Annotated in this window: 21 protein-coding genes and 2 riboswitches; of the genes, 13 read left to right on the top strand and 8 right to left on the bottom strand. The window is 74.0% G+C overall.

The annotated features are described in order from the left end of the window. Window positions 1–22: 22 nt before the first annotated feature. Entirely contained in the window at window positions 23–1,843 is a 1,821-nt protein-coding gene (locus tag ABZ956_RS08435) for a glycosyltransferase family 2 protein (protein ID WP_361888846.1), read from the top strand. A 75-nt stretch (window positions 1,844–1,918) separates the two neighbouring features. After that, the gene (locus tag ABZ956_RS08440) at window positions 1,919–3,889 is read left to right on the top strand and encodes a kelch motif-containing protein (RefSeq protein WP_361888849.1); all 1,971 of its coding nucleotides are present in this window, start codon (window positions 1,919–1,921) and stop codon (window positions 3,887–3,889) included. A gap of 60 nt (window positions 3,890–3,949) precedes the next feature. Here the strand turns inward: ABZ956_RS08440 and ABZ956_RS08445 are convergent, their stop codons facing one another. Continuing rightward, the gene (locus ABZ956_RS08445) at window positions 3,950–4,981 is read right to left on the bottom strand and encodes a glycoside hydrolase family 6 protein (protein ID WP_361888851.1); all 1,032 of its coding nucleotides are present in this window, start codon (window positions 4,979–4,981) and stop codon (window positions 3,950–3,952) included. A gap of 130 nt (window positions 4,982–5,111) precedes the next feature. Beyond that, window positions 5,112–6,176: an ATP-dependent DNA ligase gene (locus ABZ956_RS08450; RefSeq protein WP_361888854.1), complete on the bottom strand. Its 1,065-nt coding sequence runs from the start codon at window positions 6,174–6,176 to the stop codon at window positions 5,112–5,114. A gap of 79 nt (window positions 6,177–6,255) precedes the next feature. Here ABZ956_RS08450 and ligD point away from each other — a divergent pair, with 79 nt between their 5' ends. The 3 genes from ligD (at window position 6,256) to ABZ956_RS08465 (ending at window position 9,189) form a co-directional block, all read left to right on the top strand. Further along, complete coding sequence (gene ligD, locus ABZ956_RS08455) at window positions 6,256–7,269, top strand: non-homologous end-joining DNA ligase (protein ID WP_361888857.1); 1,014 nt, start codon at window positions 6,256–6,258, stop codon at window positions 7,267–7,269. A 131-nt stretch (window positions 7,270–7,400) separates the two neighbouring features. Continuing rightward, a complete protein-coding gene (locus ABZ956_RS08460) occupies window positions 7,401–7,799 on the top strand; it encodes an SH3 domain-containing protein (protein WP_361888860.1) in 399 nt (132 codons plus the stop codon). Window positions 7,800–8,004: 205 nt separating this feature from the next. Then, window positions 8,005–9,189, top strand: a complete 1,185-nt coding sequence (locus ABZ956_RS08465) for a hypothetical protein (RefSeq protein ID WP_361888863.1) — start codon at window positions 8,005–8,007, stop codon at window positions 9,187–9,189. 6 nt (window positions 9,190–9,195) lie between these two features. Here ABZ956_RS08465 and ABZ956_RS08470 read toward each other — a convergent pair whose 3' ends face one another. Further along, window positions 9,196–10,209, bottom strand: coding sequence for a DUF6528 family protein (locus tag ABZ956_RS08470; protein ID WP_361888866.1), 1,014 nt, complete (start codon window positions 10,207–10,209; stop codon window positions 9,196–9,198). Window positions 10,210–10,420: 211 nt separating this feature from the next. On the opposite strand from ABZ956_RS08470, the gene ABZ956_RS08475 reads away from it, so the two are divergent. After that, entirely contained in the window at window positions 10,421–11,638 is a 1,218-nt protein-coding gene (locus tag ABZ956_RS08475; protein ID WP_361888869.1) for a cytochrome P450, read from the top strand. A 34-nt stretch (window positions 11,639–11,672) separates the two neighbouring features. Further along, a complete protein-coding gene (locus ABZ956_RS08480; protein WP_361888871.1) occupies window positions 11,673–12,236 on the top strand; it encodes a cupin domain-containing protein in 564 nt (187 codons plus the stop codon). Here the strand turns inward: ABZ956_RS08480 and ABZ956_RS08485 are convergent. Continuing rightward, the gene (locus tag ABZ956_RS08485; protein ID WP_361888873.1) at window positions 12,181–12,624 is read right to left on the bottom strand and encodes a nuclear transport factor 2 family protein; all 444 of its coding nucleotides are present in this window, start codon (window positions 12,622–12,624) and stop codon (window positions 12,181–12,183) included. The genes ABZ956_RS08480 and ABZ956_RS08485 overlap by 56 nt on opposite strands. Window positions 12,625–12,728: 104 nt before the next feature. Here ABZ956_RS08485 and ABZ956_RS08490 point away from each other — a divergent pair, with 104 nt between their 5' ends. The 5 genes from ABZ956_RS08490 (at window position 12,729) to ABZ956_RS08510 (ending at window position 17,941) form a co-directional block, all read left to right on the top strand. Then, complete coding sequence (locus tag ABZ956_RS08490) at window positions 12,729–13,319, top strand: TetR/AcrR family transcriptional regulator (RefSeq protein ID WP_361888876.1); 591 nt, start codon at window positions 12,729–12,731, stop codon at window positions 13,317–13,319. 73 nt (window positions 13,320–13,392) lie between these two features. Next, entirely contained in the window at window positions 13,393–14,334 is a 942-nt protein-coding gene (locus tag ABZ956_RS08495) for a serine/threonine dehydratase (RefSeq protein WP_361888880.1), read from the top strand. A gap of 93 nt (window positions 14,335–14,427) precedes the next feature. After that, a complete protein-coding gene (locus tag ABZ956_RS08500; RefSeq protein WP_361888883.1) occupies window positions 14,428–14,922 on the top strand; it encodes a hypothetical protein in 495 nt (164 codons plus the stop codon). Further along, window positions 14,919–16,832, top strand: coding sequence for a GMC family oxidoreductase (locus tag ABZ956_RS08505; RefSeq protein WP_361888886.1), 1,914 nt, complete (start codon window positions 14,919–14,921; stop codon window positions 16,830–16,832). Before ABZ956_RS08500 ends, ABZ956_RS08505 begins: the two co-directional genes overlap by 4 nt. Continuing rightward, complete coding sequence (locus ABZ956_RS08510; RefSeq protein WP_361888889.1) at window positions 16,829–17,941, top strand: ferritin-like protein; 1,113 nt, start codon at window positions 16,829–16,831, stop codon at window positions 17,939–17,941. The genes ABZ956_RS08505 and ABZ956_RS08510 overlap by 4 nt, the downstream gene beginning before the upstream one ends. Here ABZ956_RS08510 and ABZ956_RS08515 read toward each other — a convergent pair. The 3 genes from ABZ956_RS08515 to ABZ956_RS08525 form a co-directional block, all read right to left on the bottom strand. Then, window positions 17,895–19,232 (bottom strand): DUF6777 domain-containing protein, encoded by a 1,338-nt coding sequence (locus tag ABZ956_RS08515; protein WP_361888892.1) that lies wholly within the window; start codon window positions 19,230–19,232, stop codon window positions 17,895–17,897. The genes ABZ956_RS08510 and ABZ956_RS08515 overlap by 47 nt on opposite strands. A 72-nt stretch (window positions 19,233–19,304) precedes the next feature. Beyond that, complete coding sequence (locus tag ABZ956_RS08520) at window positions 19,305–20,663, bottom strand: serine/threonine-protein kinase (RefSeq protein WP_361888895.1); 1,359 nt, start codon at window positions 20,661–20,663, stop codon at window positions 19,305–19,307. 118 nt (window positions 20,664–20,781) lie between these two features. Continuing rightward, window positions 20,782–21,897 (bottom strand): alpha/beta hydrolase-fold protein, encoded by a 1,116-nt coding sequence (locus ABZ956_RS08525; protein WP_361888898.1) that lies wholly within the window; start codon window positions 21,895–21,897, stop codon window positions 20,782–20,784. A gap of 195 nt (window positions 21,898–22,092) precedes the next feature. Continuing rightward, window positions 22,093–22,249, top strand: a riboswitch (cobalamin riboswitch). Between the two features lie 161 nt (window positions 22,250–22,410). On the opposite strand from ABZ956_RS08525, the gene metE reads away from it, so the two are divergent. Further along, a complete protein-coding gene (metE, locus tag ABZ956_RS08530; RefSeq protein ID WP_361888901.1) occupies window positions 22,411–24,741 on the top strand; it encodes a 5-methyltetrahydropteroyltriglutamate--homocysteine S-methyltransferase in 2,331 nt (776 codons plus the stop codon). Window positions 24,742–25,022: 281 nt separating this feature from the next. Here metE and ABZ956_RS08535 read toward each other — a convergent pair whose 3' ends face one another. Further along, on the bottom strand, window positions 25,023–25,613 hold the full coding sequence (locus ABZ956_RS08535) for a histidine phosphatase family protein (RefSeq protein ID WP_361888904.1): 591 nt from the start codon (window positions 25,611–25,613) through the stop codon (window positions 25,023–25,025). 162 nt (window positions 25,614–25,775) lie between these two features. After that, window positions 25,776–25,865, top strand: a riboswitch (cobalamin riboswitch). Window positions 25,866–25,895: the final 30 nt, after the last annotated feature.

Raw genomic sequence — 25,895 nt, forward strand, 5'->3', positions numbered from 1 at the left:
CGACGGCCCCGGGAGCCCCGACGTGGTGGAACCGACCGGCACGGGCGGCCCCGGCGGCTACGACTACGCCGGGTTCAGCCGGCTGGCGGGAGAGCTCACCGAGCCCCCCGACGGCGTCTACCAGGTGCGCTACCGACGGCTGCTGAGCCGTGGCGGCGGCGGGGTGGGGGTCATGCTGCTGGTGGCCGCCGCGCCCCTGGTCTCCGTCGCCCTCCTGCTCTGGCTGATCTCGCCCGACCACTGGCTGTACCGGCCGTACGTCAGCGACTGGGAACGATGCGCCGACACGGTCATGCTCGTCTCGATCGGCCTCATCGAGCTGTTCCGCGTGGTCAACGTCGCCTCCAACGCCCACGCGACCTGGGTGGCCCGCGACCCCGTGCCCGTCCGCGCCCAGCCGGGCACCCGCGTGGCGTTCCTGACCAGCTTCGTGCCGGGCAAGGAACCGCTGTCCATGGTGCGGGCCACGCTCGAGGGCGCCGTCCGCATCCAGCACGACGGACCGCTGGACGTGTGGCTGCTGGACGAGGGCGACGACCCCGACGTCAGGCGGCTGTGCGCGCGGCTGGGCGTGCGGCACTTCTCCCGCAAGGGCGTGGACCGGTGGAACCAGCCGTCGGGATGCTTCCGGGCCCGCACCAAGCACGGCAACTACAACGCCTGGCTGGACGCCCACGGCGACGCGTACGACTTCATGGCCTGCGTGGACACCGACCACGTGCCGCTGCCCAACTTCCTCGAGCGCATGCTGGGCTACTTCCGCGACGCCGACGTCGCCTTCGTCGTCGGCCCCCAGGTCTACGGCAACTACACCAGCGCGGTCACCAAGGCCGCCGAGAGCCAGCAGTTCCTCTTCCACGCCCTGATCCAGCGGGCCGGCAACGCCTACGGCTCGCCCATGTTCGTGGGCACCAGCAACTGCGTGCGCATCAGCGTCCTGCGCCAGATCGGCGGCCTCTTCGACTCGATCACCGAGGACATGGCCACCGGCCTGGAGATCCACCGCCGCCGCAACCCCGCCACCGGGCGGCGCTGGAAGTCCGTCTACACCCCCGACGTCCTCGCCGTCGGCGAAGGCCCCTCCTCCTGGACGGACTTCTTCTCCCAGCAGCTGCGCTGGTCGCGCGGGACGTACGAGACGCTGCTGCGCCAGTTCTGGCGGGCGATGTGGACGCTGCCCCCGGGCCGGCTGATCAACTACAGCTTCATGGTCGCCTACTACCCGATGGCCGCCCTCAACTGGGCCCTGGGCGCCCTGACCTGCGCGCTCTTCCTCGGCCTCGGGGCCTCGGGGATCACCGTGGAGTCCTCGCTGTGGCTGATGCTCTACTGCGACGCGGCGGCCCTGCAGGTCGGCCTGTACGTATGGAACCGGCGTCACAACGTCAGCCCGCACGAGCCGGCCGGCTCCTCCGGGGCGGCCGGCATGGTCATGTCCGCCCTCTCGGCGCCGCTGTACGCCCGCTCCCTGGCCGAGGCGCTGCTGCGGCGGCGCTCACGGTTCGTGGTGACCCCCAAGGGCGACTCCGCCAGCCCCGACTGCATGGCCACCTTCCGCACCCACCTGATGTGGGCGGGGGTGTTCGCGCTGTCGCTCACCGCCTCCTGGGCGCTGAGCCACGCGCACACCGCCATGCGGATCTGGGCGCTCCTCGCCCTGCTCACCGCGCTCGGCCCGGTCGGCGTCTGGCAGGGCGGCCTCTGGCGGGAGCGGTGGCTGATGCGCCGCGGGCCCACCCCCACCCCCGTCCCCGCGACGGCCGGCGATCCGGGGCCCGGCGCGGAGACGGAGGCCGGCGTGGGCGCCTCGCGCCCGGTGGGGCAGCGCCGACGGGAGATGTGAGGGGGAACGGGAGAGATGACCGGGCCGGCCGGGTGAGCCGACGGCCGGCCGGGCCGAGCGATGGGATGTGGTGCGGTGAGGTTGCTGCCGAACGCGAAGGTACGCAAGGTGGCGCTGGGCATCGGCGCCGTACTGGCCCTGGTCGCCGCCAACGGCCCGGCCGCCACCGGGTTCGCCGAACGGGCCTGGCACCACTACACCATCAACCAGGAGGCGTACAAGGCCCGGTACGGGCACTGGGACGTGGTGGACGTGCCCGAGCGGTTCCGCGTCAACGCCATCCACGCCGCGCTGCTGCGCACCGGCAAGGTGCTGCTGATCGCCGGGTCGGGCAACGACGAGAAGAACTTCCGGGCCGGCACGTTCCGGAGCGTCCTGTGGGACCCGGTGCGCAACACCTTCCGGCAGATTCCCACCCCCAAGGACATGTTCTGCGCCGGCCACGCCCAGCTGCCCGACGGAAGGCTCCTGGTGGCGGGCGGCACCGCGCGCTACGAGAAGCTGACCGGCGACGTGCGGCGGGCCGGCGGCGCGATGCTGGTGAAGAACGAGAACCCCGACGCCCCCCGCACCTTCCCCGCCGGCACCGTCTTCGTGGGCTCCTCCGGCAAGCGCTACCGCTCCCAGCTGCCCGTGCTGGTGCCGCGCGCGAAGAAGACCGTCACCGAGGGCGACAACGGTGACGAGGGGGCCAAGGGCGACGCGGGCGGGGCGAAGAAGAAGGTCACGGTCACCGCCGCCCAGGCCCGCGTGTACGTGGAGGCGCTCACCGAGGGCGAGGAGGGCATCACCCACACCGCCGACCAGTACCGCATCCAGGGGCTGACGGGCCGGGCCGCCCACGACCTCTACGGGCTGGCCGCCAAGCTGGGCCTGGACAAGAAGGACTTCCAGGGGCTCAAGGACGCCTACGAGTTCGACCCCATCGCCGAGCGCTACGTACCGGTGGACCCGATGTCGGAGGCCCGTTGGTACCCCACCCTGGTCACCCTGAAGGACGGGCGGGTGCTGACCGTCTCCGGCCTGGACGACATGGGCGAGATCATTCCCGGCAAGAACGAGATCTACGACCCCGCCACCCGCAGCTGGTCCGCCGGACCCCAGCGGTACTTCCCCACCTATCCCGCCCTCTTCCTCACCGGCGGCGGCCGCCTGTTCTACTCCGGCTCCAACGCCGGCTACGGCCCCGCCGACCAGGGCCGCACACCGGGCCTGTGGGACGTGGAGTCCAACGCCTTCGAGCCCGTACCCGGCCTGGCGGAGCAGGACATGACGGAGACCTCGGCCTCCGTGCTGCTGCCCCCCGCCCAGGACCGCAAGGTGATGATCCTCGGTGGCGGCGGCGTGGGGGAGTCCCACCGCTCCAGCAAGCGCACCGCCATCGCCGACCTGAGCGTGCCGGCGCCCCGCTACACGCGCGGCCCCGACCTGCCCCGGCCCACCCGCTACCTCAACGCCGTACTGACCCCCGACGACCGGGTCTTCACCACCGGCGGGTCCGGCGACTACCGCGGCAAGCGCGGCTCGGACATCCTGCGGGCCCAGTTCTACGACCCCCGCAAGCGCGCCTTCCGCACGGCCGCCGAGCCCACCGTGGGCCGCGACTACCACTCCGAGGCGCTGCTGCTGCCCGACGGGCGGATCGCCGTCTTCGGCTCCAACCCGCTCTTCGCGGACAAGGAAGGCACCCGCATGGGCACCTTCGAGCAACGCATCGAGGTCTACACCCCGCCCTACCTCTACCGCGACCGCCGTCCCGCGCTGCGCACGGGGCCGCTCGAGGCCGTACGGGGCGAGCCCCTCACGCTCACGGGCACGGACCGGCGGGAGGTGGCGGCGGTGCGGCTGATGCGGCCCAGCGCGGTGACGCACGCGACGGATGTGGAACAGCGGTCGGTGGCGCTGGCGTTCGGCGCCACGCGGGGCGGGGCGGTGACCGTGGACATTCCCCAGGATCCGTCGCTGGTCCCGGCGGGCTGGTACATGATCTTCCTGGTCGACCGGGCGGGTACGCCGTCGCGGGCGGCGTGGGTGCACGTCCGCTGACGGGCCCGAGTGTCCAGCCCGTCCGGCCGCCCCGGACCGGGGTCCGGGGCGCGGCCCCCGTCACTGGGTGGGGGCGGGCCTGTTCGTCGCAAGGCCCAGGGCGTACTCCGACCACCAGCGGCCCGCCTGCGGCGCCCCCCGGCAGGAGCCGTCCGATTCGCCGGGGCGCTTGATCCAGACGAAGGCGTCGACGCGCGGGTCGCCCGTCGCCGTCGTGGGGGGCGTACCCAGCGCCCGGCCCGGCGGGTTGCACCACGATTCGTCCCCCGAGCCGGGGGGCGCGGGCGGCAGCGGGCCATTGCCGTTGCGGCTGGTGTCGATGATGAAGTGGGCGCCGTCCAGCCGGTCCGACAACTGGCCGCCGTAGGCCCGGGTGACGGGCGTGGTGTGGAAGTTGGAGACGTTGAGCGCGAAACCGTCCGCCTCGCCGATGCCCGCCTTGCGCAACGCGTCGGCCAGCACCTGCTGATCGGAGATCCAGCCCGGGTTGCCGGCGTCGATGTACACCGACGTGCCGCGCCGCTCCTTGAACACCCTTACCGCTTCGGCCAGGAGACCGAGGCGCTCCTGCTTGGCCTCCGCCGGCAGGCAGCCCGCGGCCCACTGCGCCACCGCGTCCGGCTCCAGCACCACCCACGCCCGGTGCTCGCCGATCCCGGCCGCGGCGCGGGCCACCCACGCCCGGTAGGCGGCGGCGTCGCGCGCGCCGCCCGAGGAGTACTGGCCGCAGTCGCGGTGCGGGATGTTGTACGCCACCAGGACGGGGATGCGGCCGGCGCGTTCGGCCTCCTGAACGACCGCGGAGACCTGTGCCACCGGGTCCTCGCTCGTCATCCAGACGGCGATGGGCTGCTCCGCGATGCGCCGCACGGCCTGCGCGTCCTCCTCGCGCCCCCGCTCCTGCCAGATCCGCGCCTGCCGGGCGGGCCGGTTCGCCGGCTCGGCCCAGAAGGGGGACACGGGACCGTCGGTGACGTCCGAGGCCGTCGCGGCCCCCGCGCCGAGCGGCAGGCACACGGCACACGCGCCTGCCAGCAGGGCGGCACCGCGCCGCGCGCCGTCGACGAAGCGGTTCGTACGAGCCCTTGCCATGAGCACCACCTCTCCCACCGGGTGTCGCATCTCTCCCCGCGCCGGGATGTGGCGTCCCGTCAGATGGCGGTCCGCTGCGCCGTACGGGGGGTGGAGTTGCTCCGAGGGAGGGCCCTGTGCTGACGCAGTGTCAGGCGGTGCCGAGGACCTGCGCCAGGTCGTAGCCGACCGGCTCCTCCAGCTGCGCGTACGTGCACTGCTCCGGCTCCCGGTCCGGGCGCCAGCGGCGGAACTGGGCCGTGTGCCGGAAGCGGTCGCCCTGCATGTGGTCGTAGGCGACCTCGACCACCCGCTCCGGGCGGAGCGCGACCCAGGACAGGTCCTTCTTGCCGGTCCAGCGGCTGGGGCCGCCCGGCAGCCGGCCCGCGGCCTGGGCCTCGGCGCTGGCCCACTCCTGCCATGGGTGTCCGGTGAGTTCGGCCATGCGCAGCGGCTCCAGCTCCGCCATCAGCTCCTGGCGACGGCGCATGGGGAACGAGGCGCACACCCCCACGTGCTGCAGCCGGCCCGCCGCGTCGTACAGGCCCAGCAGCAGCGAGCCCACGACCGGCCCGCTCTTGTGCGGGCGCAGGCCCGCCACGACGCAGTCGGCGGTGCGCTCGTGCTTGACCTTGACCATGACCCGCTCTCCCGGCCGGTACGGCATCCCCGGCGGCTTGGCGATCACCCCGTCCAGCCCCGCGCCCTCGAACTGCTCGAACCAGCCCCGGGCCACCCCGAGATCGTCCGTGACGGGCGCGACGAAGACCGGGTCGCACACCCCGCGCAGCGCCCCGGTCAGCCTTTCCCGGCGCTCACGCTGGGCCGTGGCCATCAAGGACTCGTCACCCAGCGCGAGCAGGTCGAAGGCGATCAGGCTCGCCGGGGTCGTCTGCGCCAGATGGCGGACCCGGGAGTCGGCGGGGTGGATGCGCTCCAGCAGGGCGTCGAAGTCCAGCCGGCCCCCGCGGACGATGACGATCTCCCCGTCCAGGACGCAGCGCCGCGGCAACTGTCCCAGCAGGGCGTCCACGAGCTCGGGGAAGTAGCGGGTGAGCGGCTTGCCGGTGCGGCTGCCGAGCTCGATCTCGTCGCCGTCACGGAAGACGATGGCGCGGAAGCCGTCCCACTTGGCCTCGTACTGCATGCCGGGCGGGATCGCCGCCGCCGGCTTGGCCAGCATCGGCTCCACGGGAGGCATCACCGGAAGGTCCATGACCTCCGATTGTGCGGGCGGGGGCGGGCCCGCGCCCGCCGACGGGCGCCGCCCTCCCGTTCGGCCTAACGTGACACGCATGGCAGACACCCTGGAGCTCACCGTCGGCGAGCGGACGGTACGGCTGTCCCACCCGGACAAGGTCTACTTCCCCGAGCGCGGGTTCACCAAGTACGACGTCGCCCGGTACTACCTCGGCGTCGGCGACGGCATCCTGCGCGCCCTGAGGAACCGGCCCACCACCCTGGAGCGCTACCCCGACGGCGTGGAGGGGGAGTCCTTCTTCCAGAAACGGGCGCCCAAGAACCTCCCCGAGTGGATCCCCACCGGCCGCATCGCCTTCCCCAGCGGCCGGTACGCCGACGAGATCTGCCCCACCGAGACCGCGGCCGTGCTGTGGGCGGCGAACCTCGGCTGCCTCACCTTCCACCCCTGGCCGGTGCGGCGCACCGACACCGACCACCCCGACGAGCTGCGCATCGACCTCGACCCGCAGCCCGGCACCGACTACGCCGACGCGGTCCGCGCCGCGCTCGAGCTGCGGGAGGTGCTGGCCGGGCTCGGCCTGACCGGCTGGCCCAAGACGTCCGGCGGGCGCGGCCTGCACGTTTTCGTGCCCATCGCCGCGGACTGGACGTTCGTCCAGGTGCGCCGGGCGGCCATCGCCGTCGCCCGGGAACTGGAGCGGCGGGCGCCGGAGCGGATCACCACCGCGTGGTGGAAGGAGGAACGCGGCACAAAGGTCTTTGTCGACTACAACCAGACCGCCCGCGACCGCACCATCGCGAGCGCCTACTCCCTGCGGCCGCGCCCCCACGCACCCGTCTCCGCGCCGCTGCTGTGGGACGAGGTGCCCAGCGCCGTTCCCGAGGACTTCGACCTGGCCACGATGCCGGCCCGGTTCGCCGAAGTCGGCGACGTGCACGCCGGCATGGACGCCCACCCCTGCCGGCTGGAGGCCGCGCTCGAGCTGGCCGCGCGCGACGAGCGCGAGCACGGCCTGGGGGACCTGCCCTACCCGCCCGAGCACCCGAAGATGAAGGGCGAGCCCAAGCGCGTACAGCCCAGCAGGGCCAGAAAGACGGACGGCTGACGGACGGCTGACGGGCGGCGGGCGCGGCCGAACGGTCGGCCATCCGGGCCGTCATCTTGATTTGTGTTTAGGTCGACATTTCATGTGGAACCTGGGCAATGCGTGATCCACTTCGCATCGAGGGAGTTCCCATGTTCAGTACATTCGCGATCCGCAGCAGGAAGGTCTCGGCCGGTGTGATCGCGGCCGCCGCCCTCGGCGGCTCCCTGCTCGCCGCCGGCCCCGTCCAGGCCGCCCCGCCGACCCGGCCCTACGGCACCGTCGTCGCGGCCTCGGGGATCGTCGAACGTGCCTACCCGAGCACCGACTCCTCGGTCAGAGGCATCATCAAGTACCACGGCCAGGCCGCGCTGCGCTGCAAGGTCCGCGCGCAGGACGTGGCCGGGAACCCGGTCTGGTACCTGCTGCGGGATCGCGCCACATGGGTGGCGGCGAAGTACATCGAGAACACCGGGGAAGTGCCGGTCTGCAAGGCCGTCAACCGCAAGTCCCTCGACGACGCTCCGGAGACCCGCGCGGCCATGGGATGACAGGCCGCGACGGGGCCGCGGCACCGGGGGGTCCGGACGGGGCCGGACCCTCCGGTGCCGCACGCCGCCGCCGGCCCGCTCGGGCGCCGATGCCGGAGCGACCGGTCACGGTGGCCGAAAGTGGTGGGGAAAGCCGGCCGCATCGCCCGTACCGACGCCTAGAGTTGCGCCACGGGCTCTCGTTTCGGCCGGAAGGAAGAACGCGTTGGACCACGCGACCCATGGTTGTGTCCTGCTGCTCGACGGCACCCCCGACGGGCGGCGGGGCGCCCTGCCGAACCCCACCGCGCACGCCATCGCGGGCGCCGGCCCACGCCAGTTCCTCGCCGCCGCCTCCGCCGACGTGGTGCAGCTCCCCGCCATGGCCGGCCCCCAGAGCGTCCTCGCCTACCTCCAGGACGCGGTCCGGGTGCCCGGGCCGCTGCTGATGTGGGTCACCGGACACCTGATGGTCCCGGCCCGGCGGAGCACGCAGCCGCACCTGGCGCTGCGGGAGAGCACCGCCGCCACCGTCCGCTACACCGGCCTGCCCTGGGAGTGGCTGACCCGGGCGCTGCGCGAGCACGCCGGCCCGACCCTGCTCCTCGTCGACGCCGAGGCCGACGCCCACGCCTGGCCGCACGTGGCCGCCGCCGCCCACGACGGGCGCCTCGCCGGGGGCGTGCCGGTCTGCGGAGTGGTCACCCCCACCCCCGGCAAGCCCTCCCAGGAGTCCGGGCCCTACACCCGCTCCTTCCTCACCGCCCTGTCCGTCGGCCACCCCGCGGCCGGGCCCACGCTCGACCCCGCCGCGATCCACCACCTGGCGCTGACCCGGGCCGCGCTCCCCGAGGGCTACCTGGCCCTGCGCTCCGGCACGGGCGGACCCGTCCTCGCCAACCGGGCGGCACCGCCGCCCACCGCCGCGCCCGCGCCGCCCGTGGCGGCCGAGCCGCCCCCGGTGGCGGAGGTGCCGGCCCCGCCGCGCGAGGAGGAGGACCCGCTGCCGCGCATCCTCGCCGCCGCCCAGGCCGGCCGGCACAACGAGGCGGCGGCCATGGCCGCCGCCTGGGAACAGCAGGCACTGCGCCGGCACGGCCCGCACAGCCCCGAGGCCGGGCTGTGGATCGAAGTGCGCGCCGACCTCGCCCGCCTCGCCGGCGACCACCCGCGCGCCGCCGAACTGTGGATGTCGGCCGCCTCCACCCGGCTGGCCCACGGCGGCCCCGCCGACGCCGAGGCGCTGGCGGCGCTCAAGCGGGCCCACTACTGCTGGCAGCACAGCGGCGACCGGGCGCCCCTGCTGGCGCCCGCCCTCCTCGCCCTGTGGGAGCGGGTGCCCGACAGCGTCGAAGCCGCCGCCGACGTCCGCGCGCGCCTTCAGGAGGCGCCGCCCACGGTCTCCCGCTGAGCGCCCTCACCGCCCGCGGTCGGCCGTCCACCAGCGGGCCTTGTACATCCCGCCGCGCAGGAGGGTGCGCGTGCCGTCCGGCCGGTACAGGAACAGCCGGGTGGTGCACCAGGCGCAGGGGTTGCCCGGCTCCGGCCGGGCGACCAGCACCTGCCCGGTGTCCGGGTCGTCGCCCACGCTCTTGACCCCGGGGCCGCTGATCCGGGACTGCAACGGGTACGACACGAACTCCCGCCGGGACGTCGCGTACTGGTACACGGCCGAGGCGGTGGTCACCCACAGCCGCCCGCGGCTTCCCAGCACGGGAGCCAGGTCGTGGCCGCCCCGGCTGGGCAGCTCCACGCGCCGCACCACGTCCAGCTCCGGCTCCCGCGGCGTACCGCCGACCTGCAGGCCGATCAGCTGCCGGCTGCCCAGGGCCCACAGCAGCCGGGTCCGCGGATCCCAGTGCACCCCGTGCGCCCCGGCGAGCGGCACCTGCGCGTGCTCCGTGGCCCGCGACCCGAGGGAGGCGGCGTACAACCGCACGTACCCGCCCGTGCTGGCCGCCACCGCGACGTTCCCATCAGGCAGCAGGTCGATGCTGTGCGCGTTGCCCACCCCGGTGTCGGCCGCCCAGTACACGTCGCGGTCGGGGTAGCCCACCACGGCGGCCAGCCCCCCGGAGGCCGTCACCAGCAGATACCGCCGGCCGTCCAGCTCCCGGACCTTCGCCTCGCTCGGATTGGTCCATGTCACATCGGTGCGCAGATCCTCCAGGCTGCGCCGGCCGTCGGCGCTGAAGGACCACAGCACGCCGGGATCGTCGCTGCCGGCGTCCCAGCTCGCCTGCCGCGCGTCGAGCACGTACACGGCCCGCGTCGCCTGGTCGGCCGCCACGATCGGCGCGGCCGGCGCCGCACCCGCCCCGCCGGCCGCGCCGCGGTCAGCGGCCGTCGCGACGCCGGTCGTCGCGGTCATCAGCACCGCGAGCACCACGGCCGGCGACCGCCTCACCAGCCGGCCCACGCGGGCTCTCACGCCCCTTGGTCCACGCACGCGGCACAGCGTCGGCCGCCCACCGCGGCCCGGCCGCGACGCCACGCCCGCACGTCAGGCGAACGGGCGGCGCCACGGTCCCGGCGCTGGGCCGGACGGGTGAATTCGGCGGCGTGGCGCGCTGCGCACGCGCGTTTGCGGGGAGCTTGGCCTTGGGACAGCAGCGCTCAAAGGCAGGGTGGGTGTGCAGCCGATGACGACGACGGAATCCGTATCCGAGCAGTTCCCCGTGCGTTTCTGGGACGTGAAGGACCTGCGGGGCCTGGACTTCGACCCCTTCATGGCGGAACGCCTGCGCGAAGAGCCGATCTCACGGATCAAGCTGCCCAACGGCGAGGGCCACGCCTGGTTCGTGACCCGGTACGAGGACGTCAAGTTCGTCACCTCCGACCCCCGCTTCAGCCGGCAGGCGGTCCTCGGCCGCCCCATCACCCGGCTCGCCCCGCACTTCATCCCGCTCGACGAGGCGGTGGGCTTCGCCGATCCGCCCGAGCACACCCGGCTGCGCAAGGCCGTCGCACGGGCCTTCACCGCGCGCAGCCTGGAGCGGCTGCGCCCGGCCGCCCAGCGGGCCGCCGACGAACTCCTGGACGAGATGGAGCAGGAGGGGCCGCCCGCGGACCTGATGGAGCATCTGCACGGCCCCCTGCCCCTGGCCGTGATCAGCGATGTGATGGGCGTCCCCGCGCACGACCGGCCGCGGATGGCCAAGTGGACGAACATCCTGCTGTCGGCCGGCTACGGCCGGGAGGAGAGCGAACGCGCCAAGACGGGCATGGCGGCCTACTTCACCGAGCTGCTGGAGCGCCGGCGCGCCGAGGTGAGCGACGACCTGATCGGCTATCTCGCCGAGGCCACGCTGCAGGGCGAGCTCAGCAGCGAGGAGGCCGTCGCCATCGCCCTGCTCGTCCAGGCCAGCGCCGCCCACGCCGTCCGCAACAACAGCGGCAACATGGTCTACGCCCTGCTCACCCACCCCAGGGAGCTGGCCCGGCTGCGTGCCGAGCCCGAGCTGCTGCCCCAGGCCATCGAGGAACTGCTGCGCTACATCCCGCACCGCAACGCCGTCGGACTCGCCCGCGTCGCCACCGAGGACGTCGAGGTCGGCGGCGTCATGATCCGGGCCGGTGAGGTCGTGCACTCCTCCTACCTCACGGCCAACCGCGACCCCGAGGTCTTCGAGCGGCCGGACGAGCTCGACTTCGACCGCAAGCACAACCCGCACCTGTCCTTCGGACACGGGCCGCACTTCTGTCTGGGCTCGATGCTGGCCCGGCTGGAATCCGAGGTCATCCTCTCCAGCCTCCTCGAGCGCTTCCCGGACCTGCGTCTCGCCGAGCCGCCGGCGAAGATCCGGTGGCAGCGCAGCGCGCTGATCCGGGGACCGGAGAACCTGCCCGTCACCTGGTGAACGCCGCCTCGGCCGTCCCGAAAGGCCCCGCACCATGACGCTTCTGACCGCCCCCGACGGATTGGTCGTGCCCCCGGGCGGGGGAAGAGCCCTCCAGACCCCCGCCCAGCACGTGACCTTCAAGGTGACCGGCGAGCATTCCAGAGCCGCCTCCAGCTTCGAAGTGGTCGTACCGCCCGGCTTCGACGTCGGCGCCCATCTGCACACCCGCAGCGAGGAGCTGTTCTACGTCCTCGAGGGCGAGCTCGACGTCCTCGCCTTCGAGCCGCGGATCCGCACCCGTCAGAACTGGCGGGAGTGGGAGTCCCCGACGGGCCGGCGGTGCGTACGGGCCACCGCCGGCACCGTGATCGTCGTGCCGCCCGGCTGTCCGCACGCCTTCGCCAACCCCACCGGCGAGCCGGCCCGGATGTTCTTCCAGGCGTCACCGCCGCCCGACCACGAGCGCTATTTCGAGGAGCTCTTCGAGATCCTCAACTCCGGTCCGCACGTGGACGAGGAGGCCGTGGCCAAGCTGCGCGCGCGCTATGACATCGAGCAGCTCACGCCGATGCGGATGGCTCCGCCCGGGGACGCAGGAGCCGCTCACCGCTCGTGATGCGGAGGTCGTTGACGCTGGCGTAGCGGCGGCGCATCAGGCCGTGGGCGTCGAACTCCCAGTTCTCGTTGCCGTGGCTGCGGTACCACTGGCCGGCGGCGTCGTGCCATTCGTAGACGAAACGCACGGCGATGCGGTTCTCGGAGAACGCCCACAGCTCCTTGCGCAGCCGGTAGTCGAGCTCGCGCTCCCACTTGTCGCGCAGGAAGCGGACGATCTCGGCGCGGCCGGTCAGGAAGACGTCGCGGTTGCGCCACCGGGAGTCCTCGGTGTAGCCGAGGGCCACGCGCTCGGGGTCGCGGCTGTTCCAGGCGTCCTCGGCGGCCCGGACCTTCGCCAGGGCGGTGACGGCGGTGAACGGCGGGATCGGCGGCTTGCTCCCGGACATGACTCTCCCCTGGTCCGTACGGGCGGAGAACGGTCGTTCTCCGCGGTGTGCTGTAGCGTAGGAGAACGATGGTTCTCGCGCAAGGAGCAAGGGGAGAGGGCGCCATGGACACCGACGCGCAGGAGGAGGCCGGGGCCAGGGTGCTCGACGCGGCCGAGGAGCTCTTCTACGCCCGGGGCCTGCAGGCCGTGGGCATGGACGCCATCCGCGGCGCCTCCGGGGTGTCCCTCAAGCGCCTCTACCGGCTCTATCCGTCCAAGGACGCGCTCGTGGAGGCGTATCTGCGCCGCCGTGACGAGCGCTGGCGCGCGGCGCTGGCCCGCCACGCCGGCGCCCGGCCCGCCGGCCGCGAGCGTCTCCTGGCCGTCTACGACTGGCTCGGGCTGTGGTTCGCCGAACCCGGCTTCCGCGGCTGCGCGTTCGTCAACTCCTTCGGCGAACTGGGCACCACGGTGCCGGCGGTGGCCGAGGCGGCCCGGGCACACAAGGAGGCCTTCCGGGGGTATGTGGCGGAGCTCGTCGCGGAGGCGGGCCTGCCGGGGGAGTCGACCGCCCCTCTCGTGCTGCTCGCCGAGGGGGCGATCGCGAGGGCGGCCGTCGCCGGCGACACCGGAGCGGCTCACGAGGCCCGGGAGGCGGCGCGGGCCCTGCTGGACTCCGTTGCCCGTCCGGCGCCTGGGGACGGGAAACGGTGAAACAACGGTGAAAGGGCGGCTCCGGGGCAAGATCAACGCAGAAGCGCCCACCCGACCGCCCAAGGAGCAACCCGTGCACCGCCTCACCTACGACGACGTCCGGCGCGCCGCGACCCGCGTGGCCGGGCACACCCGTCCCGTCGTCGTCGCCCCCGCCGCCCCCCGCCACTGGCTCGCGCTGGAACAGCTGCAGCACACCGGCTCGTTCAAGGCCCGTGGCGCGCACAACTTCCTCGCCGCCCACCGCGAAGCGGGCACGCTGCCGCCCGCCGGGGTGACCATCGCCTCGGGCGGCAACGCCGGCCTGGCCTGTGCGTGGGCCGCCCGGCGCCAGGGCGTGCGGGCCACCGTGTTCCTCCCCGAGAACGCTCCGCACGTCAAGGTCGCCAAGCTCCGCGGGTACGGCGCGGACGTGCGCCTGGTCGGCACCGAGTACGCCCAGGCCCTGGCCGCCTGCGAGGAGTTCGCCGCCACGACCGGCGCCCTGGCCAGTCACGCCTACGACCACCCGCTGATCGCGGCCGGCGCGGGCACCCTGCTCGACGAGATCCGGGACCGCGTCCCCGGCCTGGACACCGTCGTCGTCGCCATCGGCGGCGGCGGGCTCTTCGCGGGCGTGGCCACCGCCGCCCGCCACCACGGCATACGGACCGTCGCCGTCGAGCCCGAGAACTGCCGCGCCCTGAACGCCGCGCTGGCCGCCGGGAAGGTCGTGGACGTGGCCGTCGACTCCGTCGCCGCCGACGCGCTCGGGGCCCGGCGGGTCTCCGCGGCCGCCCTGGTGGCCGCCCAGGACGAGAGCGTGCGGTCCGTGCTCGTACCCGACAGCGCGATCGTCCGCGCCCGCCAGACGCTCTGGGACGACCGCCGGCTTGCCGTCGAACACGCGGGAGCCACCGCCCTCGCGGCCCTCGGGACGGGCGCGGACGGCGCCTATGTCCCGGCGGAGGACGAGACCGTGGCCGTGGTCCTGTGCGGCGCCAACACCGACCCCAGCGACCTCGTGCAGCGCTAGAGGATTCACGCGTCCGGCCCCGTAACGCTCCCTCTTCTCTCATTGCGGACTCTCCGGTAGAAATGCGGCAGTCACGCAGATGGGGGAGACAGGATGGATCCCGAGCACACGGCCCCGCCGCCCGAGCCCGCCGAAGCCCCCGCGGAATGCGCGGGGTTCGTCGGCATCTCCGTACGCCTGACCGGATTCGACGCGTTCGACCTGCGGGCCACGGGCCTGGTCCGGCTGTACCACGACACCACCCTCGCGCAGGTGGGACGGGCGGCCGTGGGCCGCTTCATCGACGACCTGGCCGCCGCCGGGGGAGACCCCGACGGACTCACCGACCCGGTCTCGCGGGACATCGCCCGGGCCATCACCCACCTGTGGTACCTGGGCGTGTGGCCACAGCTCTCCCGGCCCGTGCACGCCGCACTCGGCCGGGAGACCGCCAACACCGCGTTCGTGGTCTCCCCCGAGGCGTACACCGAGGGCCTGGTCTGGCGGACCTTCCACGGCCACCCCCCGGGCGCGAAGCCCCCCGGCCACGGCACCTGGGCCGCCCCGCCGCCCGGCGCCCCGGCCCGGCCCGCGGAGGGCGCCGCGTGAGCGCCGCACCACGACCGGCGCCGGACCGCTACGACGTGATCGTCGCCGGCGCCGGACTCGCCGGCTCCCTCGTGGCCAAGCAACTGGGCGACCAGGGCTGGCGCGTCCTGGTCCTCGAAGCCGGCACCCGCACCCTGGACACCTGGCCCGGCCACCTCGACGCGCTGGACACCTACTACGCGGCCCTCGCCAAGGTCCCCAACGCGCCCTACCGGCCCAACGCCGCCGCCCCCTCCCCGGACGTCCTGGACCTGGCCGGCCTGCCGGCCGGCGGCTACCGGGCGAACGGCTACTTCGTCCAGAACGGCGCCCTGCCCTACGCCAGCGACTACCTGCGCGCCACCGGCGGCACCGCCCTGCACTGGATGGGCCTGGTGCCCCGCATGCTCCCCGACGACTTCGCCACCCGGCGGACCTACGGCTACGGCCGGGACTGGCCCATCGGCTACGCCGACCTGGAGCGCCACTACCGCGCCGCCGAGCGCCTCCTGGGCGCGGCCGGCGACGCCGCCGAACAGCGCGACGCCATCGGGCTGCCCTTCCCGCCCGGCTACGTCTACCCGATGCACGAGATCCCCCGCACCTACCTCGACCGGGTGCTCGCCGCCCGGCTCGACGGCACCACCGTCCAGGAGAGCCCGGACGCGCCAGCCACCACCCTGCGCGTGGTCACCACCCCGCACGCCCGCAACAGCACCCCCAACCCCCGCTACGACGGGGGCGCCGGCCACCGCCCCGCGGGCGCGACGGGCCTGCCCAACTACGGTGAACGCTGCGTCGGCAACGCCTCCTGCGTCCCCATCTGCCCCGTACAGGCGAAGTACGACCCCCTCAAGACCCAGGCCACCTGGAGCCACCGGGTCACGCTCGTCCCCCGCGCCGTGGTCAACCGGGTCCTCGCCACCGGCGACGGCCGCGTCTTCGGCGTCGCGTACCAGCGCTACGACGACCCCGCCTCCCCCGTGCACACCACCCGCACCGCCGAGGCGGACATCGTCGTCCTGGCCGCCCACTCCATCGAGAACGCCAAGCTGCTCCTCGTCTCCAGGCTCGCCAACAGCAGCGACCAGGTGGGACGCAACCTCATGGACCACCCCACCCTGCTCACCTGGGGGCTGCTCGACCATCCGGTGGGCCCCTTCCGCGGGCCCGGCTCCACCTCCGGCCTGGAGAACTTCCGCGCCGGGCCCGCCCGCAGGACCCGCGCCCCCTTCCGCATCGAGATCGCCAACTGGGGCTGGAGCTGGCCCACCGGATCGCCGGGCAGCGACGTCGCCCGGCTGCTGGGCATCGGCGGCGACTCCGACCAGCCGCGCGGCAAGGGCCTCTTCGGGCCCCGGCTGCGCGAGGCGCTGGGCCGGGACCTCGGCCGCCAGTTCAGCCTGCAGTTCGCCATGGAACAGGACGCCGAGAGCCGCAACCGCGTCACCGTCGACCCCCGCGTGCGCGACCGGCTCGGCAACCCCAGGCCCGTCATCACCTACGACCTCTCCGACCGCGTCAAGCGCGGCATGGCCGCCGCGAAGGCCGTGTCCGACCAGATCTTCCGGCTGCTCGGCGCCGAGGACCGCACCACCTACGCCCCCGGCCCCCTCGCCCCCGGCTGGTTCCGCTTCGACGACCGCGACTTCGTCTACCAGGGCGCGGGCCACGGCGCCGGCACGCACATCATGGGCGAGGACCCCGCAACCTCCGTGGTCGACCACTGGCAGCGCTGCTGGGACCACCCCACCCTCTACGCCGTCGGCTGCGGCAGCATGCCCTCGATGGGCACCTCCAACCCCTCGCTCACCATGGCCGCCCTCGCCCTGCGCAGCTGCGAGCAGATCCACCGCGACCTCAGGGAGCTGCACCGCCCCCGGACCCTGCGCCCGGTCCCCGCCGCCCGGCAGCCGGAGGGACGGCCGTGACCGCGCCCGCCGTGCTCCGCGAGCCACCCTTCCGGGTGCCACGCGACCGCGCGGACCTCCAGCTGTTCCTCCAGGCCGCGCTGACGCTGGAACACCTGACCATCCCGCCCTACCTGACGGCCATGTACACCCTGCGGGCCGGCACCAACCGGCCCGCCTTCTACGCCATCCGGGCCGTCGTGCTCGAAGAGATGCTGCACATGACGCTCGTCGCCAACCTCCTCAACGCGGTCGACGGCACGCCGCTGGTGGCGAACTCGCGGTTCGTCACCGGCTACCCCGCCCAGCTGCCCTTCAGCAGGGACCGGATCACCGTCGCCCTGCGCCACTTCGGGCCGAAGGCGCTGGAGACCTTCCTGCGCATCGAGCAGCCCGAGTACCTGACCGGGCCGCCGGGTCACCCCTCGGCGGCCGGGGACAAGGGCTGGACCTCCGTCGGACAGTTCTACGCCACCATCCGCGAGGGCCTGCTGCGACTGTCGGCGGAGCTGGGCGAACAGCGGCTCTTCAGCGGCGACCGCGCCCGCCAGGTGGGCCCCGAACACTTCTACAACTCCGGCGGCGAGATCTTCCCGGTCACCGGCCTGGCCACCGCGCTCAAGGCCCTGAAAGTGATCACCGACCAGGGCGAGGGCGTGAGCATGACCGTCTTCGACTCCGACGACCGGATCTTCGGCGAGGCCAGGGAGCCCGCGCACTACTTCCGCTTCAACGAGCTCCTCCAGCAGCGCGCCTACGGACCGCACGACACCCCGGCCACGGGACCGACCGGCCCCGCCGTGGACATCACATGGCGCGACGTCCACCCCATCGACCCCGGGGCCAAGGTGGCGCACTACCCGCGCGGCAGCGCCGTGCGCCGTGCCGCCGAGGAGTTCAACGAGGTGTACGCACAGCTCCTGTGCGTCCTCGAAGACGCCTTCACCGGCGCCCCGCCCCTGATCGGGGCCGCGGCGCCGGTGATGCTCCGGCTGCGGGAACTCGCCGAACGGCTCTACCGCAATCCCCACCCGGACCCCGCGAAATGCGCGCGGGGCCTGTACGCGAGCCCGACCTACGAGGTCACAGACCGGCACTTCGAGCGGGCGCGGACAGCCTCGGCGCGGTAGCGGGCGGCGGAGCCACGGTCCTCGGCGGTGCCGCGGTCCTCGGGGGCGGGGCGAGGGTGCGTTGCGCCGGGGGAGCCGCGGTCCTCGGGGGCGGGGCGAGGGTGCGTTCGACCGGCGGTGCCGCCGTCTTCGGCGGTGGGGCGAGGGTGCGTTGCGCCGGAGGAGTCGCCGGCTTCGTGGGCCGGGACGCCGCCGTCGTGCGGACGGGCGGGGGCGCGGAGGCCGTCCGCGGAGGAGCCGCCGAGGCCGTGCGCGGAGGGGCCGCGGAGGCCGTGCGCGGGGGCTGGGTGACCGGCGGGGCCGAGCGGGTGGGCCGGGGCGGCTTGCTCGTGACGGGCGGCGGCACCATGGGCGAGCCCGTCCTGGGCGGCGCCGTCCGCGACGGGGTGGGAAGCGTACCGGTCGGCGGCCTGGACGTGGTGGTTCCGCCGCCGGACGGCGGACGGGAGCCGGAGGGGGAGCCCCCGGAGGGGCCGTCGGACGGAGCCCCGGAGGGGCTTCCCGAACCGCTCCCGGAGCCCGTGCCGGAGCGGGATGGCGTGGCGGCGGGCGGCGGCGGCACGGGGAAGGTCGTGGAGTCGTCCGCGCCGTCGCTGCCCACCGGACGGTCGAAGCCCTTGTCGGGCTGGTAGGCGTCGACGAGCGGCAGGGTCTTCATCGGCCCCTCCTCCAGGGGCCTGGGGGCGATGACGGTGACCTGCGAGTTCTGGAAGCTCTCCCAGTGCTGCCCGGTGTATGTGGACGCCATGCGGTCGATGTTGCTCTCGGGCTGCAGCAGCGGGTTGCCGCAATTGCACTTGACCGCCGGATTGCGGTACGCGTCGAAGAGCATCGCGGTGCCCACCTGGACGACGGACAGATACGAGACCGTCTTGCCGTCCCCCTGGTAGTTGTGGTTCCTGACCAGGGTGTCCACGAGCACATGGCCCTCGCTCAGGCCCCTGACGTGCTCCTCGATCTTCTCGAAGGGGATCTTCCGGACCTTGGCCCAGGCCGCTCCCTTGACGCGGTCGCGCAGGAGCTCGCTGATCAGCTTGTTCTTGTCGCAGCGGGTCTTGCCGGGGACGCCGCCGATGACGCCCCGGGCGCCGGCCGCCTGGTCACCGCCGCGGGGCAGGGCCTTGACGCCCTGCAGATCGGTGCCCGGTGCCGGTATGAACGCACCCGGTGCGATCACCCCCGCGGCCTCCAGGGCTATCTCCGCGACCATCTTCTTCGAAGCCTTCGAACAGCCCACCGCCCCCGCGCCGCCCAGCAGCGCGCAGACGGCCAGCAGGGAGACGATCCTCATGCGTTCGCGCCTCACAGCGCACACCCCCCGATAGCCGGTCAACGAATTCCGACGTTCCAGTCCGTACGCGTTTCAGCACGAGGTCACCCAGCCGCTGCCGCAACTGGCGTACCCCGTCGGGCCGGTGCCCGGATCCGTGGTGGGTCCGGGAGTCTCCGGCTCCGATGTGCCGTCCGTCTGCTGGGGCGTGGCCACCCCGGTGGGTCCGCCGCCCGGGTTGCCGCCGCCCGGCTGCGAACCGCCGTCGTTCCGCAGGGCCATCAGGGCGGCGACCCCTCCGGCGAGCAGCACCAGCGCGACCACGACCGCCACGATCCACCCGGCCCTGCGCGGCACCGGCTCCGGGCCCGGTCCCGGCACCGGCACCGGCCCGGGGTGCGGCCGCGGACGCGACGGGTACCCGACGGACGGGGTGGACCCCTCCGGGGCCGGGGCGGGGGCGACCAGGGGCGTCGACAGGCCGCCCTGCTGCAGCCCGACCGGCACATCGACGCGCGGCGTCGGCGTGTCGGGCACCGTCAGCGGCGGTCCCGCGTTCGGGTGGCGCACCCGCTCGTCCAGGGCGGTACGGACGTACCCGGGCGGCTCCTCCGTGAGCAGGCCGCTCGCGACGCGCTCCAGGAGCTGCTCCGCCTCCGCCGAACCCATGCGGGCCTCCGGGTCCTTGCGCAGCAGCCCCTCCAGCACCGGCGTCAGCGGCCCGGCCCGCCGGGGCGGCGCGGGCTCGTCGTCGACGACGGCCCGCAGCGTGCTGAGCGCGTCACCCCGGCGGAACGGGGAGACCCCCTCCACGGCCACGTACAACAGGGTGCCCAGCGACCACAGGTCGGAGGGGATTCCCGGGCGGCGGCCCGTGGCGCGCTCCGGGGCGAGGTACTCGGCGGAGCCGACCAGATCGCCGGTGCGCGTCAGGGTGCCGGCCCCCTCGATGACGGCGATGCCGAAGTCGGTGAGCACCACCCGGCCCCCGGCCTCCAGCAGCACGTTCGCCGGCTTGACGTCACGGTGCAGCACCCCCACGGCATGGGCGGCGCGCAGCGCCTGCAGCACCTGGGCGCCGATTCTGGCGGCCTCCTTGGGCTGGAGGACGCCCTCCTGCCGGAGCACCCCGTCCAGCGACTGACCGCGCACCAGCTCCATGACGATCCAGGGGCGGCCCTCCTGCTCGACCACGTCGTGGACGGTGATCACATGAGGGTGGGCGACCCGCGCGGCGGCCCGCGCCTCCTGCTTCAGGCGCGCGTACAGCACCCGGACGTCCTCGTCGCGCATGTGCTCCGGCGCCCGGACCTCCTTGGCCGCGACCTCCCGGTCGAGCACCTCGTCCAGGGCGAGCCAGACGACGCCCATCCCGCCCTGGCCCAGCCGTTCCATGAGCCGGTACCGCCCGGCCAGCAGCGGCTTGCGCCGCGTGGTGTCCATCCCGTCCATGCCGTACGCCCCCTCCCCCTGCGTACGGCGTACCGAGCCGTGCGCATTCGGGCCACACTGGCTGGGACGTGGCTGTGGCCGAAACCGTTCCCGGCCGCGCGGGAAGGTCCGCTGATCCTTACCGGCGGGCGGTCAGCTGTTTGTCGAGCCAGCGCAGGACCTCGGGGTATTCCTCGCGCCAGGTCTGGAAGTTGTGGCCGCCCTCCTCGCGGACCAGCTGGTCGACCTTGGTCGGCGCCTTGGCCTTCCCGGCGAACTTCAGCATGGGCTCGTAGTACTTCTCCTCGCCCTTCTTGCTGGCGCCCAGGAGCAGCGACACCGGCGGCGGGGCCATGTGCTCCAGGCGCCAGATCAGGTCGGACTCGTTCTTGATCTGCTTGTTGCCCGCGTAGAGGTCACCGGTGTCGCGGTCCTGGCGCGCGAAGAGGTCGGTGGACAGCCCGGCCGCGGCGCCGTAGCGGGCCGGATTGGTCATGGCCGCCTTCAGCGCGCAGTACCCGCCGGTGGAGTTGCCCACCGCGCCCCAGCCGCCCCGGGAGTTGTCCGCGCGGTAGACGTCGTTGACGGCGATGGGCAGGTCCTGGTTGAAGAACGTCATGGCCTGGGGACCGCCCGGCACGTCCGTGCAGTTGGTGTCGCGGTCCGCCACCACCGACGGCCGGACCATCAGCACGATCGTCGGTCGGATCTCCTTGGCCACGACGGCGCGGGAGGCCGCCTGCGGGACCTTGATCTGGGTGATGAGGTTTTTGGAGACGCCGGGCTGCCCCGTGATCGCCACGATCACGGGGAACCTGTCGTTCTCGTGCCCCTTCTGGAAGTACTGCGGCGGCAGGTAGGCGAAGCCGTCCATGCTCAGCCCGCTGACGGGGCCGCGTATCTCGATCCGGTCGACCTGGCCGGCCTTCTCCTTCTGACCCAGACCGACGGACTCCTGCCCCTTGACGACGAGCGCGGGCGGCCGCTTGCCGTCCTTGCCCTCCCGCACCTCCTGCTTGCTGGAGTTGCGGCCGAGGAGCTCGTTCCAGGTGGAGTAGAAGCCGAACTCGTTGTTCGCCGCGACGAGCAGCACCGACAGGATGCCGAGCTGCGCCACCACGAGCAGACCGAGCCGGGAGAGCAGCGCCGGGAGGCCCTTCTTCGCGGCCCGCGGCCACAGCCACATCACGAGGGCGGCCAGCGCGACGGCGATGACCACCAGGAACAGCAGGAAAGTCTGTGACGTAAGGCCCACGGTTGTCGCTCCTCCTCGGAGTGGGTTCTCCGGGAGTGAAGAGGGAGTACGACCGGCCGGGGTTTCCTGCTTTGGTCATATTTGTGGCGGCATCCAAGATCGAACCTGTCCGGGCAACCCCTGTCGGCCGGCGGGCCGGTGCGTCTAGGGTGAAGGCGCAGCCGGTTCGCCCCGCCGTCCAGGCGGGCGCGTCGCAAGAGGGAACCCGGTGGAAATCCGGGACTGCCCCGCAGCGGTGAGCGGGAACGACCGCCGTCATACGCACTGGACCGCCCCAGCGGCCCGGGAAGCGACGGCCAATAGGTGCCGTGTCCTGATTCCGGACACGGCGTGCCCGCGAGTCCGAATACCTGCCGCTGCCCGCGTGCGACCGCACGCGGCGATCTCGGTGGCCTCGAGGGCGGGCCGGCGGTACGGACGGGCACGCCTGGGCGCGCTCCGCCACCATCTGCCGATCCTTCGTCCGCTCGGGCCCCCACCGGGATCCCCCCGCGACTCGCGAAGGAGAGTTCCGTGGCAACAGACCCCACCGCCCCCGCCGCCGTCCGCGCCCGGGCCACCGTCCACGGCTACCCCCGGCAGGGGCCCGGCCGTGAACTGAAGAAGGCCGTGGAGGGCTACTGGGCCGGCCGCGTCGACGCCGCCGCCCTGCACGACACCGCGGCCGCCCTGCGCCGCGACGCCTGGCGGCGCCTGGCCGACGCCGGCGTCCACGAGGTCCCCACCGGGGACTTCTCGCTCTACGACCACGTCCTGGACACCACCGTCATGATCGGCGCCGTCCCCGAGCGGTACCGCGCCGCCGTCGAGGCCGACGCCCTGGACGGCTACTTCGCCATGGCCCGCGGCACCCAGCAGCTGCCGCCGCTGGAGATGACGAAGTGGTTCGACACCAACTACCACTACCTCGTGCCCGAACTGGGCCCTGACACCGCCTTCACCGCCGACTCCAGCAAGCAGACAGGCGAGTTGAGGCAGGCCCTCGCCCTGGGGCACACGGCCCGGCCCGTGCTCGTCGGCCCCCTCACCTATCTGCTGCTGGCCAAACCCGCGCCCGGCGCACCGCCCGGCTTCCAGCCCCTCACCCTCCTCGACCGGCTGCTGCCCGTGTACGCCGAGGTCCTCTCCGACCTGCGAGCCGCCGGCGCCACCTGGGTCCAGCTCGACGAGCCCGCCCTGGTGCAGGACCAGCCCCCGGCCGTACTGAACGCCGCCGCCCGCGCCTACCGGGAGCTGGGCGCGCTCACCGACCGGCCCAAGCTGCTGGCCGCCACCTACTTCGACCGCCTGGGCGACGCCCTGCCCGTCCTCGCGAAGTCCCCCGTCGAGGGCCTGGCCCTGGACTTCACCGGGCGCGCCGCCGCCAACCTCGACGCCCTCGCCGCCGCCGGCGGCCTGCCCGGCAAGCGCCTGATCGCGGGCGTCATCGACGGCCGCAACGTATGGATCAACGACCTCGAGCGGTCCCTGTCCACCCTCGCCACCCTCCTCGGCCTCGCCGACCGGGTGGACGTCGCCCCCTCCTGCTCCCTGCTGCACGTCCCCCTCGACGCCACCGCCGAGCGCGACGTCGACCCGCAGGTCGCCCGCTGGCTCGCCTTCGCCCGGCAGAAGGCCGAGGAGACCGTCACCCTCGCCCGCGGCCTGAACGAGGGCATCGACACCATCGCCCCGCAGCTCGCCGCCAACCGCTCCGCCCGGGCCTCCCGCGCCGCCTCCGCCCTCACCCGCGACCCGGCCGTACGGGCCCGCGCGGAGGCCGTCACCGCCGCGGACGCCCGCCGCCCTCAGCCGTACCCCGAGCGCGCCGTCGCCCAGCAGGCCCGGCTCGGCCTGCCGCTGCTGCCCACCACGACCATCGGATCCTTCCCCCAGACCCGCGAACTGCGCACCGCCCGCGCCGACCTGCGCGCCGGGCGTATCGACGCCGCCGCCTACGACGAGCGCGTCGCGACCGAGATCCGCGAGGTCCTGGCCTTCCAGGACAAGGCCGGGCTCGACGTCCTCGTCCACGGCGAGCCCGAACGCAACGACATGGTGCAGTACTTCGCCGAGCGGCTGACCGGCTACCTGGCCACCCAGCACGGCTGGGTGCAGTCCTACGGCACCCGCTACGTCCGCCCGCCGATCCTCGCCGGCGACATCTCCCGCCCCGAGCCGATGACCGTGGCCTGGACGACCTACGCCCAGTCCCACACCCGGCGTCCCGTCAAGGGGATGCTCACCGGTCCCGTCACCATGCTCGCCTGGTCCTTCGTCCGCGACGACCAGCCGCTCGCCGTCACCGCCCGCCAGGTCGCCCTCGCCCTGCGGGACGAGGTCGGCGACCTCGAGGCCGCGGGCACGGCCGTCATCCAGGTTGACGAGCCCGCGCTGCGCGAGACGCTGCCGCTGCGCACGGCCGACCGGGCGGAGTACCTGGCGTGGGCCACCGAGGCGTTCCGGCTCACCACGGCCGGGGTCCGGGCGGACACCCAGATCCACACCCACATGTGCTACGCGGAGTTCGGCGACATCATGGCCGCCATCGAGGACCTGGACGCCGACGTCATCAGCCTGGAGGCCGCCCGCTCCCGCATGCAGGTCGCCGGTGAACTGGCCGCGGCCGGCTACGCGCACGCCGTCGGTCCGGGCGTCTACGACATCCACTCACCACGCGTCCCGGACACCGAGGAGATCGCCGCGCTGCTGCGCACGGGCCTTGAGGCCATCCCGGCGGAGCGGCTGTGGGTCAACCCGGACTGCGGTCTGAAGACCCGTGGCTGGGCGGAGGTACGGACCTCGCTCGAGCACCTGGTCGAGGCCGCCCGCCGGGTCCGCGCGGAGCGCGGCGGCGGGCAGTAGCCGGGCGGGGCAACGCCCCGGGCGACCGGCCGGGTGTGCCGCGGTAGCGGCTGAGCGATGGCCCCGGCCCTCCGCGGCGGAGCCACGCGGCCCCGCGGTCGGCCCGTGGCGAGCCGGCCGGGCCGTCGTGGCGGTGAGCCGCCGGCCCCGGCCGGCCGGTGACCATAACGGTCCGCACAAGGCCGACCGTTATGGTCACCGGCCCCCGAAGCCGCCGCCGCGCCGGCCCGTACCGCTGCTGAGGGGCGGCGGGGCAGGGCCGGCGCGGCGGCTCCCGCGGATCAGCCGGCCGCCGGGGCGGGCGCCGTGAGCGGGCGGCCGCAGCGCAGGTTCCACCGTCCGGCGCGGCCGGTCAGCTCGGTCAGGGTCAGAGGGGCCACGTCCAGGCGCCAGAACACCGCCGGCGGCAGCCCGAGCGCGTGGACGGCCGCCGCGCGGATCACCGCGGGATCCGCCACGGCCAGGATCCGGCCGCCGTCGCCCCCGGCCAGGCCGTCCAGCCAGCCGCCCACCCGGGCGACCAGGTCGAGCACGCTCTCGCCGCCGTGCGGCGCGGCCCCGGGGTCCGCCAGCCAGGCCGCCACCGCCTCCGGTTCGCCGGCCGCCAGCTCCTCCAGCGACCGGCCCCGCCACCGGCCCACCTCGAGGTCACGCAACCCCGGGGCGGGGGCCGGGTCCAGGCCCAGCGCGGCGGCCGTCTCCCGGCAGCGCCTCGACGGCGCCGCGACGGCGCGCGCACCGCCCGGCAGCGAAGCGGCGGCCGCGCGCGCCCGGCGCGTCCCCGCCTCGTCCAGCGGCGCGTCGTCGTCGAAGCGCGCGGCCCGCGATGCGAGCCCGGGCGCGGGTGAGATCAGCATCACACGAACGGTCACGGTCCTCGTCTCCTCCCCGGCGGCGGACGGGCGCTCGGGCCCAAGAGCCCAGCAGACCACGGGCATCGGGCGGGGCGTGCGCGGGGGGTGCGCATCCATACGCCCGTAGCGCGGTGATCCGGTAGGCGGTACGGTCGCGTGTACATGACGACGGTGCGCCTCGGAAGCCGGTGTGAATCCGGCACGGTCGCGCCACTGTGTACCTGACGCGCGCCCCCCGCTGATCTCCGGGGCGGCGGCAGGAAGTCAGACCCGGCACCGTCGCCCGCACCAACGATCGGG

The organism is Streptomyces sp. NPDC046261, from assembly GCF_040646235.1.
Lineage (GTDB): Bacteria > Actinomycetota > Actinomycetes > Streptomycetales > Streptomycetaceae > Streptomyces.